The organism is Serratia sp. FDAARGOS_506 (assembly GCF_003812745.1).
Classification (GTDB): Bacteria; Pseudomonadota; Gammaproteobacteria; order Enterobacterales; family Enterobacteriaceae; genus Serratia.
Map to the genome: position 1 here is coordinate 2,340,465 of NZ_CP033831.1, position 16,186 is coordinate 2,356,650.

General features: G+C 59.5%; 15 protein-coding genes and 1 tRNA gene. 11 read left to right on the forward strand and 5 right to left on the reverse strand.

Features of this window, described 5'->3' with window-relative positions; translation table 11 throughout:
• The first annotated feature begins 62 nt into the window (after positions 1–62).
• Together dnaQ and EGY12_RS11275 are read left to right on the forward strand one after the other, a co-directional pair.
• Complete coding sequence (gene dnaQ, locus EGY12_RS11270) at positions 63–806, forward strand: DNA polymerase III subunit epsilon (RefSeq protein WP_123893633.1); 744 nt, start codon at positions 63–65, stop codon at positions 804–806.
• 144 nt (positions 807–950) lie between these two features.
• Positions 951–1,027 (forward strand) — tRNA-Asp (locus EGY12_RS11275).
• 107 nt (positions 1,028–1,134) lie between these two features.
• Here EGY12_RS11275 and EGY12_RS11280 read toward each other — a convergent pair.
• On the reverse strand, positions 1,135–3,375 hold the full coding sequence (locus EGY12_RS11280; protein WP_123893635.1) for a TonB-dependent siderophore receptor: 2,241 nt from the start codon (positions 3,373–3,375) through the stop codon (positions 1,135–1,137).
• Positions 3,376–3,604: 229 nt separating this feature from the next.
• Here EGY12_RS11280 and EGY12_RS11285 point away from each other — a divergent pair, with 229 nt between their 5' ends.
• Together EGY12_RS11285 and EGY12_RS11295 are read left to right on the forward strand one after the other, a co-directional pair.
• Positions 3,605–4,483 (forward strand): siderophore-interacting protein, encoded by an 879-nt coding sequence (locus tag EGY12_RS11285; protein WP_123893636.1) that lies wholly within the window; start codon positions 3,605–3,607, stop codon positions 4,481–4,483.
• A 426-nt stretch (positions 4,484–4,909) separates the two neighbouring features.
• Positions 4,910–6,154 (forward strand): alanine--glyoxylate aminotransferase family protein, encoded by a 1,245-nt coding sequence (locus tag EGY12_RS11295; protein WP_123893638.1) that lies wholly within the window; start codon positions 4,910–4,912, stop codon positions 6,152–6,154.
• Here EGY12_RS11295 and EGY12_RS11300 read toward each other — a convergent pair.
• The 3 genes from EGY12_RS11300 to EGY12_RS11310 are packed head-to-tail and all read right to left on the reverse strand — an operon-like array spanning position 6,151 to position 8,746.
• A complete protein-coding gene (locus EGY12_RS11300; protein WP_123893640.1) occupies positions 6,151–6,786 on the reverse strand; it encodes a LysE family translocator in 636 nt (211 codons plus the stop codon). The genes EGY12_RS11295 and EGY12_RS11300 overlap by 4 nt on opposite strands.
• 38 nt (positions 6,787–6,824) lie before the next feature.
• Positions 6,825–7,598 carry an amidohydrolase gene (locus EGY12_RS11305; protein WP_123893642.1) on the reverse strand — a complete coding sequence of 258 codons (774 nt, stop codon included), beginning with the start codon at positions 7,596–7,598 and terminating at the stop codon, positions 6,825–6,827.
• Positions 7,586–8,746, reverse strand: coding sequence for a pyridoxal phosphate-dependent aminotransferase (locus EGY12_RS11310; RefSeq protein ID WP_123893645.1), 1,161 nt, complete (start codon positions 8,744–8,746; stop codon positions 7,586–7,588). Before EGY12_RS11310 ends, EGY12_RS11305 begins: the two co-directional genes overlap by 13 nt.
• Before the next feature lie 164 nt (positions 8,747–8,910).
• Here EGY12_RS11310 and EGY12_RS11315 point away from each other — a divergent pair, with 164 nt between their 5' ends.
• The 3 genes from EGY12_RS11315 to EGY12_RS11325 are packed head-to-tail and all read left to right on the forward strand — an operon-like array spanning position 8,911 to position 10,750.
• Positions 8,911–9,525 carry a methylthioribulose 1-phosphate dehydratase gene (locus tag EGY12_RS11315; protein WP_123893647.1) on the forward strand — a complete coding sequence of 205 codons (615 nt, stop codon included), beginning with the start codon at positions 8,911–8,913 and terminating at the stop codon, positions 9,523–9,525.
• Positions 9,522–10,211 (forward strand): acireductone synthase, encoded by a 690-nt coding sequence (gene mtnC / locus EGY12_RS11320; RefSeq protein ID WP_123893649.1) that lies wholly within the window; start codon positions 9,522–9,524, stop codon positions 10,209–10,211. Before EGY12_RS11315 ends, mtnC begins: the two co-directional genes overlap by 4 nt.
• A complete protein-coding gene (locus EGY12_RS11325; protein ID WP_123893651.1) occupies positions 10,208–10,750 on the forward strand; it encodes an acireductone dioxygenase in 543 nt (180 codons plus the stop codon). The genes mtnC and EGY12_RS11325 overlap by 4 nt, the downstream gene beginning before the upstream one ends.
• A 15-nt stretch (positions 10,751–10,765) precedes the next feature.
• On the opposite strand, the gene mtnA is transcribed toward EGY12_RS11325, so the two are convergent.
• Entirely contained in the window at positions 10,766–11,794 is a 1,029-nt protein-coding gene (gene mtnA / locus EGY12_RS11330; RefSeq protein WP_123893653.1) for an S-methyl-5-thioribose-1-phosphate isomerase, read from the reverse strand.
• 146 nt (positions 11,795–11,940) lie between these two features.
• Between mtnA and mtnK the strand changes: the two genes are divergently transcribed.
• From mtnK to EGY12_RS11350, 4 genes are all read left to right on the forward strand, one after another.
• Positions 11,941–13,140, forward strand: a complete 1,200-nt coding sequence (mtnK, locus tag EGY12_RS11335; protein ID WP_123893655.1) for an S-methyl-5-thioribose kinase — start codon at positions 11,941–11,943, stop codon at positions 13,138–13,140.
• 510 nt (positions 13,141–13,650) lie between these two features.
• Positions 13,651–13,953 (forward strand): urease subunit gamma, encoded by a 303-nt coding sequence (locus EGY12_RS11340; protein WP_123893657.1) that lies wholly within the window; start codon positions 13,651–13,653, stop codon positions 13,951–13,953.
• Between the two features lie 55 nt (positions 13,954–14,008).
• Positions 14,009–14,455 carry an urease subunit beta gene (locus tag EGY12_RS11345; protein WP_123893659.1) on the forward strand — a complete coding sequence of 149 codons (447 nt, stop codon included), beginning with the start codon at positions 14,009–14,011 and terminating at the stop codon, positions 14,453–14,455.
• A 3-nt stretch (positions 14,456–14,458) separates the two neighbouring features.
• Positions 14,459–16,174, forward strand: coding sequence for an urease subunit alpha (locus EGY12_RS11350; protein WP_049271934.1), 1,716 nt, complete (start codon positions 14,459–14,461; stop codon positions 16,172–16,174).
• Positions 16,175–16,186 lie beyond the last annotated feature (12 nt).

Below are 16,186 nucleotides of genomic sequence, written 5' to 3' on the forward strand. Positions count from 1 at the left end.
CTCTTCCTATCAGTTTTATAAAAGCCAAGTCTGACATAAACGAGCGCTGTGAGCACTGCAATATGATCTCTACAACCACCAGACAGATTGTCCTCGATACCGAAACCACCGGTATGAATAAGCTTGGGGTGCACTACGAAGGGCACCGCATCATCGAAATCGGTGCGGTGGAGGTGATTAACCGCCGCCTGACCGGGCGCAATTTCCACGTTTACATCAAGCCGGATCGGCTGGTGGATCCGGAAGCCTACGGTGTACACGGCATCAGCGACGATTTCCTGGCCGACCAGCCGACCTTCGATCAGGTAGCCGACGAGTTCCTCGACTTTATCCGCGGCGGCGAGCTGGTGATCCATAACGCGGCGTTCGATATCGGCTTTATGGATCACGAATTCCGCATGTTGCAGCAGGGCATCCCGAAGACCGAGACCTTCTGCACCATCACCGACAGCCTGCTGATGGCGCGCCGCCTGTTCCCGGGCAAGCGCAACAACCTCGATGCCTTGTGCAGCCGTTATGAGATAGACAACAGCAAGCGTACGCTGCACGGCGCATTGCTCGATGCCGAGATCCTGGCGGAAGTCTATCTGGCGATGACCGGCGGTCAGACCTCGATAGCGTTCCAGATGGAAGGCGATACCCAGCAAAACGACGCCGCGCAAGAAATTCAGCGCATCGTTCGCCCGGCGACGGCGATGAAAGTGGTCTACGCCAGCGACGAAGAAGTGAAGGCGCACGAGGCGCGCCTGGATCTGGTAGCGAAAAAGGGCGGCAGCTGCCTGTGGCGCGGTGCGCCGGCCGAGTAACGGCGTTTTTGCACGAAAAAAACGCGCGGGATGACGCTTCGTTGAAAAACTGTGCAAACGGTTCATTTGGTGAGAAAAAGGCGTTGACGGAACCGAGAGGCGTCCGTAATATGCGCCTCGTTCCCCCGCAAGAGGGAATGGCGCGGAGCGGTAGTTCAGTTGGTTAGAATACCTGCCTGTCACGCAGGGGGTCGCGGGTTCGAGCCCCGTCCGTTCCGCCACTATTCAGAAGCCCTGAGTTAGCGATAACTCAGGGCTTCGTCGTTTCCGCTCTCTAAAACGGCGCGGCCCAATGAATGAACGGGGCCGGCAGGCCGGCCCCTTATCCTCAGAACAACACCGAGTAGTTCAAGCCAAAGGTGCGTCCGCGCCCCTTATAGCTGTAAAGCTCAGGCGAGCCGTAGGTCGGGCTGTACAGGATCGGCGCACGCTGGCCCCAAACGGTGGTGTACTCCTTATCCAGCAGGTTTTCCACGCTTAAGCTGATTTTCCCTACCGGCAGGGCATAGCTGCCGAGGAAATCGAGGGTGTTATAGCCATCGATCTTGCGGCCTTGGGTGGAGTTAGCCTTGGTGTAATCGCCGTCGTCCGACACGTCGAAGGTTTGCTGCGACTGTAAGCGCAGATTCCAGTCGCCCGGCGCCCAGCCGACATAGGCGGTGACTTTCGATGGGCTGGCGGTATCCACCACCAGCTTCTTCCATTCGCCGTTGACCTTGGTTTCGGAACGGATAACGTTGAAGTTAGTGCCGGCGCTCCAGTCGCTGTCTTCAAAGAAGTAATCCACCGCGCCTTCTACCCCGTAGATACGGCGCTTATCCGCATTGACGTTGATGGTCATGTCGGTTTTGTTGATGGCGATGCTCTTGTCGGACAGTGAGTAGTAGGCGGCGATTTGCGTGCGCAGGTTATCGCCGGTATAGCGCCAGCCCAACTCGTAGGCATTGACCTTGATGCCTTCCAGCTTGGAATCGCCGACGTTGACGCTTTTCAGCAATTGGTAATGGCCGCCGTTCAACGCGTAGGTGCCGTTGCCGTAATACTTGCCAGGATCCGGGATCTCGAAGCCCTGAGAGAAGTTGAACCAGGTTTGCTGGCGATCGGTCAGGTGCGCCAGCAGGCCGGCGTTGAACAGCGCGTTGTTGTAGTCGGTTTTTCCACCAGGAATGGCATCGGCGGACGTGGCGGCCCCAGTGGCGATTGCCTGCTGCTGGTTATAGCCGACGAAGTCGTCAATCTTGTTTTCGGTGTACTGGTAACGCACGCCGCCGCTCAGGGTGAAGATCGGGTTGATGTCGTAGCTGGCCTGCAGGAACGACGCCAGGTTGCTGGTGGTATAGCTCGGATAGCGGCCGGTGTTGTAGGCGTTCTCCAGCGTCATGCCGCCGGACTGTTGGGCCTTCGCCAGGTTGAAGAACTGTTGGTTGGCGTTGAAACTTTCATGCTCGGCGTCGATGCCGTAGGTCAACGTCAGCGCATCGACAGGCTTGCTGTTTAACGTTAGCTTGCCGCCGTAGAAATCGGTTTTTTGCTGCGAAGCACCAATGCTGCTGACGTAATAGTTCGGCGCTTTACCCGCCAGCGTCGGGAACGGGTAGAAGGTCAAGGTTTCGTCACGATAATAGACCTGCGCCACCAGATCCTGGCCGAGGAAATCGGTGTTGGAATACTGCAGGTTGATCAGGTGGCGTTCGGTGCCGGGGATGCGGTCGGAATTTAAGTTACCGTTGTTGTAAGCTTTGGCGTTGCCGGTCACCGCCGCGAAGTTTTCCCCCAGGAACAGGCCGTGGTCGCCGTCAGATTGGCTTTTGTAGTACTGGGTGGTCAGCTGCAGCTGTTGGTGTTCGTCGATGTTGAGGGTGCCGGTGCCCATCACGTCAAGGCGATTGGAATACTGCAGGCCGGTTTGGGTATTGTCGATCAGCACTTCATTGCCTTTGCCGTCGTACCAGCCGCCGTAGCGCTGGTAAGAAACGGACAGGCGCCCCGAGGCGTTGTCGTTGCCGCCGCTGACCGCCGCCGCCACGTTCTCGTCGTGATCGTTATGGCCACTAAAGCCGGTTTTACCGCCGATCTGTAATTCGACCTGCTGTTCCTGTTGCCCTTTTTTGGTGACGATGTTGATCAGGCCGCCGGTGCTGCCGCCGCCGTACAGCGAGGTCGCGCCGGAAATCACCTCGATATGATCGATATTGAACGGATCGATAGAATCCAATTGGCGGCTGTCGCTGCGCGATGAATTCAGGCGTACGCCGTCAATCATCACCATCATCGAGCGGCCGCGCATATTCATGCCATAGTTGGTGCGGCCCTGGCCGCTGACGTCCATGCCGGGGATCAGTTGCGCCAACATGTCCTTGATCTCTTTGCCGCCCTGAACCTGCTGTTCAATCTCCTGGCTTTCGATAACCCAGGTGGTCTGCGCCATTTCCGCCACGCTGCGGTGCGAACGGCTGGCGGAGACCACCAACTGCTCTTCGGTGCCGGCTTTCTGATCCTCTGCCCAAGCCGCCGGAGCAAGCATTGCCAACAGACAAGGGTTCAATACCCAAAGGTGTTTGCGTTTCATCGTTATTTCCCAGGTAATATTGTTATTGCGTTTTTTTGAGAATGATTCTTTTATCAATAACGTTTCTTGTTATCAATGAAATCATGATATGATTTTTTGCGATACATTAACGTAATTAATTATTTTTATTAACATTTTACCCGCTGCACGATCGTGCAACCCACGCCGTCAACACGGCAGCCGATCGGCCTTACGTACAAGCGACAGCCGTTGCCGGAGAATCGAGAACATGTCCGCCAGCTACAGAATTTTTGATATCACCTTGAAAAGCAAAACGCTGATTTCACCTTCGCTGGTGCGCTGTGTGTTTGAAGGTGCGGATATTCATCGGATGAAGCTGGAAGCGCCGGATCAGCGCATCAAACTGTTGTTCCCGGCGGCGGATGGCAAGATCTCGCATTTGGTTAACGGCCCGGACTGGTACGGCGATTACATGGCGATCCCCAAAGAACAGCGTCCGGTGATGCGCACCTATACGCTGCGTGCGCTGCGCTGTGAGCAGAATCAGATGGACGTCGAATTCGTGCTGCATGGCGTGAACGGCCCGGCCTCCGCTTGGGCGACCCACGCCGAGCCGGGTGACGCCCTTCAGACGGTCGCTCCCAACGCTGACTTCGACGGCGACAGCGGCGGCTACGAATGGGTGCCGCCGGCGCAGTTGCAGCAGGCGCTGTTGATCGCCGATGAGACGGCGGTGCCGGCGGCGATGGGTATTCTGGAGCAGCTGGCGCAGCAGGCCAATCCGCCGCGAGTGCAGGCATTTTTTGAGGTGCCGGTGGCGGGGGATTGCCTGGATTTGGCCCGTTTCCCGTTCGCCGAGGTTTACTGGCTGCCGCGTGACGTGGGCCACCAAATGGCGCATGGCACGCTGCTGGTGGAGGCGGTGCGCCAGCGGGTCGTTATCCCCGCGTCGGCGTGTGCGCAGGCGCAGTCCCTGGCGGAAAGCAGCCTGAGCGATGAGGTGTTGTGGGAGCGTGCGGCCGGCGGTAACGCTTTTTATGCCTGGGTGGCGGCCGAGTCTTCCACGGTGAAAACGCTGCGGCGTTATCTGATCGGCGAACGCGATCTGAATCGCGCTACCGTCAACTTCATGGCCTACTGGTGCTGACCGCGCAGCCCTTTTCCAACATTGGCGCTGGAGAAGGGCATGCCGTTGCCATGTCCTATCAACGAATAATCGCTAGCGTGCCAGCGTTCGACTGCTATGCTGCCGCCATGAGCCTGCTTAGTCATGCGTTGCTGCATGAGAGGCTGGCGCAGAGGCGGCAACGTATTCATCACGTCGCCGAACTGTTGCAGGCGCTGCACGAATTGGAGCTGCGTTAAACGCGGCAGATCATTTCCTTTCCTTCACCTTCCGCTGTTTAAGGCGGATCGGTCATCTCATTGCATTATTTTGGTTTCATTAAATATTCGTAAGAACCTTTTGTTTCAACAGAATCCTTATCGAGAGTAGGCTGTTGGGCAGCAAACAAACGTCGTTTCGACGCTGAAGGCATAACTCAATAACTTACTAAGCTGACAGGGAATGAACATGTTGGATATCTCGCAATTCGATCAGATTAACCCGCCGGCGCGTTTGCTGATGGGGCCGGGGCCGATCAATGCCGATCCGCGCGTGCTGCGAGCCATGTCGAGCCAGCTGATCGGTCAGTATGATCCGGCGATGACCGGTTACATGAATCAGGTCATGGCGCTGTATCGCGCGCTGTTCCGCACCGAGAATCGCTGGACGATGCTGGTGGACGGCACCTCACGCGCCGGTATCGAGGCGCTGCTGGTTTCCGCCATTCGTCCGGGCGATAGAGTGCTGGTGCCGGTATTCGGCCGCTTTGGGCATCTGCTGTGCGAGATCGCCCGCCGCTGCCGCGCCGAAGTGCACACTATCGAGGTGCCGTGGGGCGAGGTGTTCAGCGCCGATCTCATCGAGGACGCGATTAAGCGAGTGCGCCCGCGCCTGCTGCTGACGGTACAAGGCGACACCTCCACCACCATGCTGCAGCCGCTGCATGAGCTGGGCGATATCTGCCGTCGCCACGGCGTGTTGTTTTACACCGATGCGACCGCCTCCTTCGGCGGTAACCCATTGGAAACCGATGCCTGGGGGCTGGATGCGGTCTCCGCCGGTCTGCAGAAGTGCCTGGGCGGCCCTGCCGGCAGTTCGCCGGTCACTCTTGGTCCGCAGTTTGAGGAGATCGTGCGCCGCCGTAAATGCGTGGAGCAGGGGATCCGTATCGCCGAGCATGCCGACGGCGACGACGAGATGATCTACTCCAACTATTTTGATATCGGCATGATCATGGATTATTGGGGCCCGGAGCGTCTGAACCACCATACCGAAGCCACCAGCATGCTGTTCGCGGCGCGAGAATGCGCGCGGGTGATCCTAGAAGAAGGTCTGGATCACAGCATCGCCCGCCACCGGCTGCACGGCGCGGCGATGCTGGCGGGCATTCGGGGCATGGGGCTGGCGGTGTTCGGCGATCTTGAACACCGCATGAACAACGTGCTCGGCGTGGTGATCCCGCCGCAGGTACATGGCGAACAGGTGCGTCAGATGATGCTGAACGACTTCGCCATTGAAATCGGCACTTCGTTTGGCCCGCTACAGGGTAAGATCTGGCGTATTGGCACCATGGGCTACAACGCGCGCAAGGATTGCGTGCTGCAAACCCTGGCGGCGCTGGAGGCCGTGCTGAACCGGCTCGGTTTCGCCGGCAAGCAGGGCGAAGCGTTGCAGGCCGCCTGGAACGTTTATGATGCAGGACAGCATCCCTAAGACGACGCGTTGCGGCGATAGAGGCTCAGGGCGACGGCCAATCCGGCCAGCAGCCCGGCGCAGGTCCGGTTAAGCCAGCGCAGAGCGCGGCCGGACAAGATACGCATGGCATGGTGGCCACCAAGCGCGTAGAGGCTCATCAGGGCGATATCGATCAGGGCCGTCACCAGAGCGAGAATGACGTATTGCAGCGCCACATCGTCCTCTGGCCGAATGAACTGTGGCAGAAAGGCGGAAAAGAACAGCAGCCCCTTGGGATTGGAAAGTGCGACCAACAGCGAGCGCATAAACGCAGCGCGGCCGTTACGGGCGCCGGGCATGGTGTCCTGCGCCGCCTGCGGGGCACCAAGCGGCGCACGCCACAGTTGATAGGCGAGATAGAATAAATAAGCGGCGCCGGCCCATTTGACCAGCGTGAAAAGCTGTTCGGAAGCTTGCAATATCGCCCCCAGGCCACAGCCGACGGCGCCAATCAACAGCAGGTCGGACAGCGCCGCGCCTGCAATGCCGCAGGCGGCGACGCGTTTGCCTTTGGTGGCGCCGTTATTGAGTGCCAACAGCATGGTTGGGCCCGGCGTGATGGTGACCGCCGCGACGGCCACGATATAGAGCAAGAGCGTTGTCATATCCATATCACTTCTCCTTGCGTTATCGGCTTGGGGCCGGGAATTCAGTCTAAACGCAGAAAGCTGTCGGCGTCGCGCCAGGCCGGGAAGGCGCTGCGGTAACTCTGCAGGGTTTCCAGCGACAGCTCGGCCTCCAGCCGCGTGGCCGCGCCGGGCTCCGCATCCGCCAGGATCTCGCCCTGTGGGCTGATGATTAAACTATCCCCGCTGTAGCTCAGGCCGTTGGGATCGTCGCCCACCCGGTTGCAGCCCGCCACATACACCTGATTTTCAATCGCCCGCGCCGCCAGCAGCGTTTGCCAATGGCGGCTACGCGGCGCCGGCCAGTTGGCGACGTACAGTGCCAGATCGTAATCCTGCTGATAGCGCGCCCAGACCGGGAAACGCAGGTCGTAGCAGATCTGCGGCAGGATGCGCCAGCCGCGCCACTCGAAGATTTCACGCCGGTTGCCGGCCTGGTAGTGCAGGTGTTCGCCGGCCATGCGGAACAGGTGACGTTTGTCATAGGCGTGCACCTGGCCACCCGGCTCCACCAACAGGAAACGGTTGACCGCGCCCTCGTCAGTTTTCAGCGCCACGCTGCCGCCGATTAACGCGTGGCTTTTCACCGCCCAACCGTGCAGCCAGTCGATCACCTGCTGTTCTGGCAGGGCGCTCTCGCCGGCATCCATGGCGAAACCGGTGGTGAACATCTCCGGCAAGACGATGAGATCTCGGCCGACGATCGGCGCCAGCAACGCATCGAAAGCCGCCAGGTTGGCGGGGCCGTCGCGCCAGACCAGCGGTTGCTGCAACAGGGTAATTTTTAAAGTCGACATAACCGCTCCGCAGCTGCATCCAGTGTGGCGTCCTGTTTAGCGAAGCACAGCCGGATCAATTTATGGGGGAAAGGATCGGCACAGAAGACCGACAGCGGAATGGCCGCCACGCCCACGTGCTCGGTTAACCAATGGCAGAACGCTACATCGTCCAGATCGGAGATGGCGCTGTAGTCCGCCAGCAAGAAGTATGTACCCGCGCAGGGTAAAATTTCCAGTCGGCTGCTCGCCAGCGCCTGTACAAAGCGGTCGCGTTTGGCGCGATAGAACGCCGGCAGCTGTCGCCAGTGATCGGGCTCGGCGCGCAGGCTATCCGCCAGCGCCAACTGGGCCGGGGTATTGACCGAAAAGGTCAGGTATTGATGCACCTTACGCACCTCGGCGCTCAGCGCGGCGGGGGCCACGCAATAACCCACTTTCCAGCCGGTCATGTGGAAGGTTTTGCCGAAAGAGGACACCGCGATCGCGCGCTGTCGCAGCTGTGGGTGGGCCAGCACGCTGGCGTGGCCGCCTTTGGCGAAGCAGATGTGTTCGTAAACCTCGTCGCTGAGCACGTAGATTTCGCGTTCGGCGATAGCGTGCCACAGCTGTTGCATGTCTTCCGCCTGCCAGGCGGTGGCGGATGGGTTGTGCGGCGTGTTGACAATGACCAGGCGAGTGCGTGGCGACAGCGCGGCGGCGAACCCTGGCCAATCCACGGCAAACACGGGCGGCTGCAGGGCGATGCGTTTGAGTACGCCGCCGGCCAATGTGACCGCCGGCGCATAGCTGTCGTAGCTGGGATCGAAACAGACCACCTCATCGCCAGGGCGCACCAGCGCGCTGATGGCGGCGAACAGCGCTTCGGTGGCGCCGGCGGTGACGGTCACTTCGGCGGTGGCGTCCGGCTGCCAGCCATACAGTTCGGCGGTTTTGTCGGCGATGGCTTCGCGCAGCGGCGCCACGCCGGTCATCGGCGCATATTGGTTGGCGCCCTGGGCGACGTGCCAGGCCAGACGTTCTTTCAGATAGTCCGGGCCGTCGAAGTCGGGGAAGCCCTGCGACAGGTTGATCGCCTGGTGCTGCTGCGCCAGTGCGCTCATCTGAGTAAAGATGGTAGTGCCCAATGAGGGCAGTTTACTTTCGGGAATCAATGCGGAAGTGCTCATAGCAGGTGAATACTCCAGGCGCTTATATTGCCGTCAATATAACACGATGCTAGTATTTGGCAATCAAGACGCTTAGATGGCTAAATGCGAAAAAGTGCTTAGCCCGCCACGCGGCACGCCAAGTCTCATCTGCCGGCCGCCTTACCGAACGGGAAACGATAATAATGACGGAGAATCCGCAACTTACCGCATTGCTGGCGGCCTGCCACTGGATTGGCGACAAAGGCTGGTGCCCGGCGACCGGCGGCAACATGTCGCTGCGCCTGGACGAACGTCAGTGCCTGGTCACCGAGTCCGGCAAAGACAAGGGTAGCCTCAGCGCCACCGATTTTCTGCGGGTGGATATCGCCGACAATCATGTGCCGAGCGGCCGCACGCCGTCGGCGGAGACCGGATTGCACACGCTGCTCTACCGCCTGTCTGCGCATATCGGCGCGGTGCTGCATACCCATTCCGTCAACGCTACCGTCCTGTCGCGGGTGGAGCGCGGCGATGCGCTGATGCTGCAGGGGTACGAAATGCAAAAGTCGCTGGCCGGCCAGCGCAGCCACCTGGACAGCGTGGCGATCCCCATTTTTGACAACGATCAGGATATCCCTCGGCTGGCGGCGCGCGTGGCGGCCTATGCCGAGGGCACGCCGCTGCAATACGGCTTTCTGGTCCGCGGCCACGGCCTGTATTGCTGGGGGAGCCAGGTGGCGGAAGCCCGCCGCCATCTCGAAGGGCTGGAATTTCTATTCCAGTGTGAACTGCAACGCCGCTTACTGGAGGCGAAATGATCCGCGCTATCGTGACCGACATTGAAGGCACCACCAGCGATATTCGCTTTGTGCATCAGGTACTGTTTCCTTACGCCCGCGAACGGCTGGCGGATTTTGTGCGCCGCCATGCCGCTGAGAGCGAAGTCGCCGCACCGCTGGCGGCGCTGCGCGCTGAAATTGGCCAGCCACAGGCGGAACTCGACGCGCTGATCGCCGTGCTGTACCGCTTTATGGATGAAGATCGCAAATCCACCGCGCTCAAGGCGCTGCAGGGCATCATTTGGCGCAGTGGTTACCGCGAAGGGGATTTCCGCGGGCATCTTTACCCGGAAGTCGCGGGGCAGTTGGCCGCCTGGCAGCGGCAGGGAGTGAAGCTCTACGTCTATTCCTCCGGTTCGGTGGAGGCGCAGAAGCTGCTGTTCGGCCACAGCGACGCGGGCGATCTGCAGCCGCTGTTCAGCGGCTATTTCGATACGCACGTTGGCGCCAAACGTGAAACCGCGTCGTACCGCAACATTGCAGAGGCTATCGGCATCGCGCCCGATGAGCTGCTGTTTTTGTCCGACATCCACCAGGAGCTGGATGCGGCGCAGGCCGCCGGCTGGCATACCTGCCAGCTGATCCGCGATGAGCCGGACGCGCAGAGCCGGCATCCGCAGGTTAACCGTTTTGATCGTATCGATTTAGGGGAGTTCGTCTCATGAGTGGATTGACCATTTTCAGCGACACAGCGCCGCAGCAACCGCTGTGGCAGAGCCGCGATGCGCAGGAGATCCAGCGGCAATTGGCACAGATCGGCGTGCGTTTTGAGCGCTGGCAAGCGGATCGCGAGCTGGGCGACAACCCGCAGCCAGAGGCGGTGATCGCCGCCTACCAGCATGAGATAGACCGGCTGGTGGCAGAAAAGGGTTACCAGAGCTGGGACGTGATCAGCATGCGGCCGGACCATGAGCAGCGCCAGGCGCTGCGTGAAAAATTCCTGTCCGAACATACGCACGGTGAAGATGAAGTGCGCTTTTTCGTCGAAGGCGCAGGGCTGTTTTGCCTGCATCTGGACGGCAAGATCTTCCAGATCCTGTGTGAAAAGAACGATCTGATCTCGGTGCCGGCCAACACCCGGCACTGGTTCGATATGGGATCGGCGCCCCATTTCACCGCGATCCGGGTGTTCGACAATCCAGAAGGCTGGGTGGCGCATTTTACCGGCGACACGATCGCCGATAGCTACCCGCGTCTGGACTGAGTGCGAATGCGGGCGTTAGCCCAACGCCCGCCGGAAAATCCCGGCTTCAACCTGCTGCGGCGTAATCACGCCGCTGTCGAATACCCATCCGCTGATGAGCTTGGCCGGCGTGACGTCGAACGCCGGATTGTAGACCGGTGCATCGTTCGGTGCCCACTGGCAGGCGCCGAAGCTGCCTGAAACGCCGGTGACTTCGGCCGCCGCGCGCTGCTCGATCGGAATGGCTGCGCCGTCCGGGCAGTGTGGATCGTGGGTGGTATGCGGGGCGGCCACGTAGAACGGGATGCCGTGATAGTGCGCCAGCACCGCCAGGCTGTAGGTGCCGATTTTGTTGGCAACGTCACCGTTGGCGGCGATGCGATCCGCGCCGACCCACACCGCATCGACCTGGCCCTGCGCCATCAGGCTGGCGGCCATAGAGTCGCAGATCAGGCGATAGGGAATGCCCAACTCGCCCAGTTCCCAGGCGGTCAGGCGGCCACCCTGCAGCAGCGGCCGAGTTTCATCGACCCACACCTGCTGCACCTTGCCCTGCTGGTGGGCGCGCAGCAGCACGCCGATGGCGGTGCCGATGCCGGCGGTGGCCAGCCCGCCGGTATTGCAGTGGGTCAGCAGGCGGCTGCCGGGCTTGACCCACTCCGCACCGTGAGCGGCAATGCGATCGCACAGCCGGCGATCTTCTTCCACCAGCCGCAGCGCTTCGTTCACCATCGCCGGCGCCCAGTCAGGCTCCGCCAGCGCCAGCTTCATGCGATCCAGATTGTTCATCAGGTTGACCGCCGTCGGGCGGGCGGCGCGCAGCGTGTGCAGCGCTTGTTCCAGCTTGTCACGCGGCAAACCGCGTTCCGCGAGCAGCGCCAACAGCAGGCTGGCGGACAGCCCGATCAGCGGCGCGCCGCGCACCCGCAGGCTGTGAATGTGCCCGACCAACTCCTCCACGCTGTCGCAGGCGCGCCACCGCTTTTCCTGCGGCAGGGCTTGCTGATCGAGGATCCAAAGGCGGTTGTCCTGCAGGGTCAAACTGGTGGTGTTAAGCGCTTGCATCGGCGGTTAATTCCTTGTTGCGTGGTTATTGCATCTGAGACGCTATTCTGCCAACATGACTTCCAGATGTATAGACGTCCAAATGCTTTTACGTCTAAATAAACAGAATCGCTGGGGGCAGCGAGAGAGAACAGAGGGGTTGGGGAATGTCGCTTTATCGTACGTTTACGGCTGCCGATGCCGTTGAATACGCCCGCCAATACGGGCAGGTGGCCGATCCGCAGGCGCTGGTGAGCGCCGACGAGATCGGCGACGGCAACCTGAACCTGGTGTTCAAGATCCGCGATCGCGAAGGCGTGAGCCGGGTGATCGTCAAACAGGCGTTGCCCTATGTGCGCTGCGTGGGCGAATCCTGGCCGTTGACGCTGGATCGGGCGCGCATCGAAGCGGAAACGCTGCTGGTACACGGCGGCTTCTGTCCACGGCATACGGTAAAAGTTTTGCATCACGATCCCGAATTGGCGGTGATGGTGCAGGAAGATCTCTCCGACCATCGCATTTGGCGCAGTGAGCTGGTGCAGGGCAACTATCACCCGCTGGCGGCCGGGCAACTGGCGGAATACCTGGCGCAGACGCTGTTCCACACCTCCGACTTTTATCAGTCGGCGCAGCAGAAGAAGGCGGAGGTCAGCCGCTTTACCAACCCCGAGCTATGCCAGATCACCGAAGATCTGTTCTTTACCGATCCCTACATCGACCATGAGCGCAATCAGTTCGAGGCGGCGTTATTGCCGCAGGTGCAGGCGCTGCGCGAGGATGCACCGTTGAAGTTGGCGGTCGCCGGCCTGAAACATCGTTTCCTCAGCAAGGCGGAGGCGCTGTTGCACGGGGATATCCACAGCGGTTCGATCTTTGTGGCGGAAGGGCGGTTGAAAGCGATCGATGCTGAATTCGGCTTCTATGGCCCAATCGGTTTCGATGTCGGCACTGTATTAGGCAACCTGCTGCTCAACTACTGCGGTTTGCCGGGGCTGTTCGGGCCGCGCGACGCTGCCGCCGGGCGCGAACAGCGGCTGCAGGATGTGCGTGAGCTGTGGCTGATTTTCGCTGACCGTTTCCTGGCGTTGTGCCATCAGCAAAGTCGGGATGCAGCGCTGGCGACGCCGGGTTACGCCGAGCAGTTCCTGCAACAGGTCTGGGCCGATGCGGTAGGGTATTGCGGTGCCGAACTGATTCGGCGCACCATCGGCCTGGCGCACGTCGCCGATCTTGACAGCATCGCCGATGCTGACATGCGCCTCGGCTGTCAGCGCCATGCGCTGGGATTGGGGCGCATGCTGATCGTAAATGCGCCGCAGATCGAGCATATCGACGCGCTGTTGGCGCGCATTCGTCAACAAGGTTGAATAACCTGGCAATGAGGCAAACCCGGCTGCGGCCGGTTTTTTTAATTTTAAGAACTTATTGGTATCAGCAACAGAATAGATAAATTATTTTTAACTAAAAATATATTTTTGTTCGCATCTTGTTTGTAAATTTAATTATATCTCCTGACCGTTGGTTACATGTCTTAAATATTGATGGTTTGGCACCTGCAGGAGTTATTTTTCTGGGTTTTATTGAGGTGGTGAAAACAAAACAGGCTGGACTGTGCTTTTTTTGATCGTTTTATTGTGCAAACATAAAGAGAAAAAAAGAAATTTTATCGACAAAAACTATCACGTCACCGTTACTTTTTTATGGAGTGAGATAGCTCATGTTCTAACGTGAATAAAGTTGTGGCTTGATCATCTCGATATTACCTCCTAGATTGTTCGAGGGTCAGATAAACGTAAATAAATAACGCAAGGTTATTAACTATTAATTACCTTTGGCCTCGTTTTGTCTGATTATTCCTATCGAGAACGGAGCGCCCCATGCAATTAACGCCAAGAGAAATTGAAAAGTTGATGGTCTATACCCTGGCCGACGTCGCATTAAAGCGAAAGTCCAGAGGGATTAAGCTGAATTATCCCGAGGCGGTGGCGATTATCACCACCGCAGCGCTGGAAGGCGCCCGCGAGGGAAAAACGCTGGAAGAAGTCATGAGCGACACGCGGCAGGTGTTGAGCCGCGATGATGTGATGGATGGCGTGGCGGATCTGATCCCGCATGTGCAGGTCGAAGCGATATTCAGCGACGGCAGCCGCCTGGTGACGGTGCACGATCCGATTCAATAAGTGCGGTTTGCGTTCCTGAGTGCCACGAATAAACCCTATCAGCACAGGTATTTCGATGAAAAAGCATGACCAAGAAAAGCACGTGCCGCCTGGCGGCTATATCCTGTCCGAAAGCCCCATCACCTTCAATGAAGATCGCGAAAGCATTATTCTAACGGTGCGTAATACCGGCGACAGACCTATTCAGGTTGGCTCGCACTTTCATTTCTTTGAAGCCAATAAAGCATTGCAATTCGATCGCGCCGCTGCCTTCGGCAAGCGCTTGAATATCACTGCCACGACGGCGATCCGTTTTGAACCCGGTGATGAGATTGATGTGGCGCTTATTGCCATCGGCGGCAAACAAACGGTTTACGGATTTAATAATCTGGTGGACGGTTGGGCGGGTGACAGCCCGGTTGCGGCCGGTGAAAGAGTAAAGAAAACGATAGATGTAAAGCGAGCTATTGAGCTGGGTTATAAAAACCTCGATCAGGCGCCGACGAAGACGAGCAAGGAATAACGCATGCCAACCCTCTCCAGGCAAGAATATGCCGGGCTGTTCGGCCCGACTACCGGCGATAAAATTCGTTTGGGCGATACGCAACTGTTTATTGAAATAGAAAAAGACCTGCGCGGCTACGGCGAGGAATCGGTCTACGGCGGCGGTAAGTCGCTGCGTGACGGCATGGGCGCCGACAACCGATTAACCAGCGATAACGTGTTGGATCTGGTGATTACCAACGTAACGATTTTGGACGCCCGGCAAGGAGTGATCAAGGCGGACGTCGGCATCAAAAACGGCCTGATCGCCGGCATTGGCAAAAGCGGCAACCCGGCGATGATGAACGGCGTCACGCCCGGCATGGTGGTGGGCGTCAGCACCGACGCCATCTCGGGCGAGCACCTGATCCTGACCGCCGCCGGCATCGATACGCACATTCACTTCATTTCACCGCAGCAGGCGGCGCACGCGCTCTCCAACGGCGTGACGACATTCTTCGGCGGCGGCGTCGGGCCGACCGACGGCTCCAACGGCACCACCGTGACCGCCGGGCCCTGGCACATCCACCGTATGCTGCGCGCCTTCGAGACTATGCCGGTCAATGTGGGGATGCTCGGCAAGGGGCACGCTTCGCACGCTGCGCCGCTGGTCGAACAAATCGCCGCCGGCGTGGCCGGGCTGAAAGTGCATGAGGACTGGGGCGCCACCAACTCCGCGCTGCGCCACGCGCTGCGCGTGGCCGACGACATGGATATTCAGGTGGCGGTGCACACCGACAGCCTGAATGAAGGCGGCTACGTCGAGGACACCATCGACGCCTTTGAAGGGCGCACCATCCACACCTTCCACACCGAAGGCGCCGGCGGCGGGCACTCGCCGGATATCATCAAGGTCGCCGCGCAGATGAACGTGTTGCCGAGCTCCACCAACCCCACGCTGCCGTTCGGCATCAACAGCCAGGCCGAATTGTTCGACATGATCATGGTGTGCCACAACCTCAATCCCAATGTGCCGGCCGACGTGGCGTTCTCCGAAAGCCGGGTGCGGCCGGAAACCATCGCGGCGGAAAACGTGCTGCACGACATGGGCGTGCTGTCGATGTTTTCCAGTGACTCCCAGGCGATGGGGCGGGTCGGCGAAAACTGGCTGCGGGTGATGCAGACGGCGCACGCGATGAAAGTCGCGCGCGGTAAGCTGCCGGAAGACGCTGCGGAGCACGACAACTTCCGCGTGTTGCGCTACGTGGCGAAGATCACCATCAATCCGGCGATTGCGCAGGGCATCAGCCACGTGCTGGGTTCGGTCGAGGTCGGCAAGATGGCCGATCTGGTGCTGTGGGAACCGCGCTTCTTCGGCGCCAAGCCGAAGCTGGTGATCAAGGGCGGGATGATCAACTGGGCGGTGATGGGCGATCCCAACGCGTCGTTGCCGACGCCGCAGCCCACGTTCTACCGCCCGATGTTCGGCGCCATGGGCAAATCGCTGCAGGAAACCTGCGTCACCTTCGTCTCCGGCGCCGCGTTGCACGATGGCATCAAAGAGAAGCTGGGGTTGGAGCGGCAGGTGATGGCGGTGCATAACTGCCGGGCGATCTCCAAGCAGGACATGGTGCGCAATGCGGAAACGCCGCACATCGAGGTGGATCCCGAAACCTTCGCGGTCAAGGTCAACGGCGAACACGCCACGGTGAAGCCGATCGCCACCGCCGTGCTTAATCAACGCTACTTCTTCAGCTAGGAACTGCCGCTC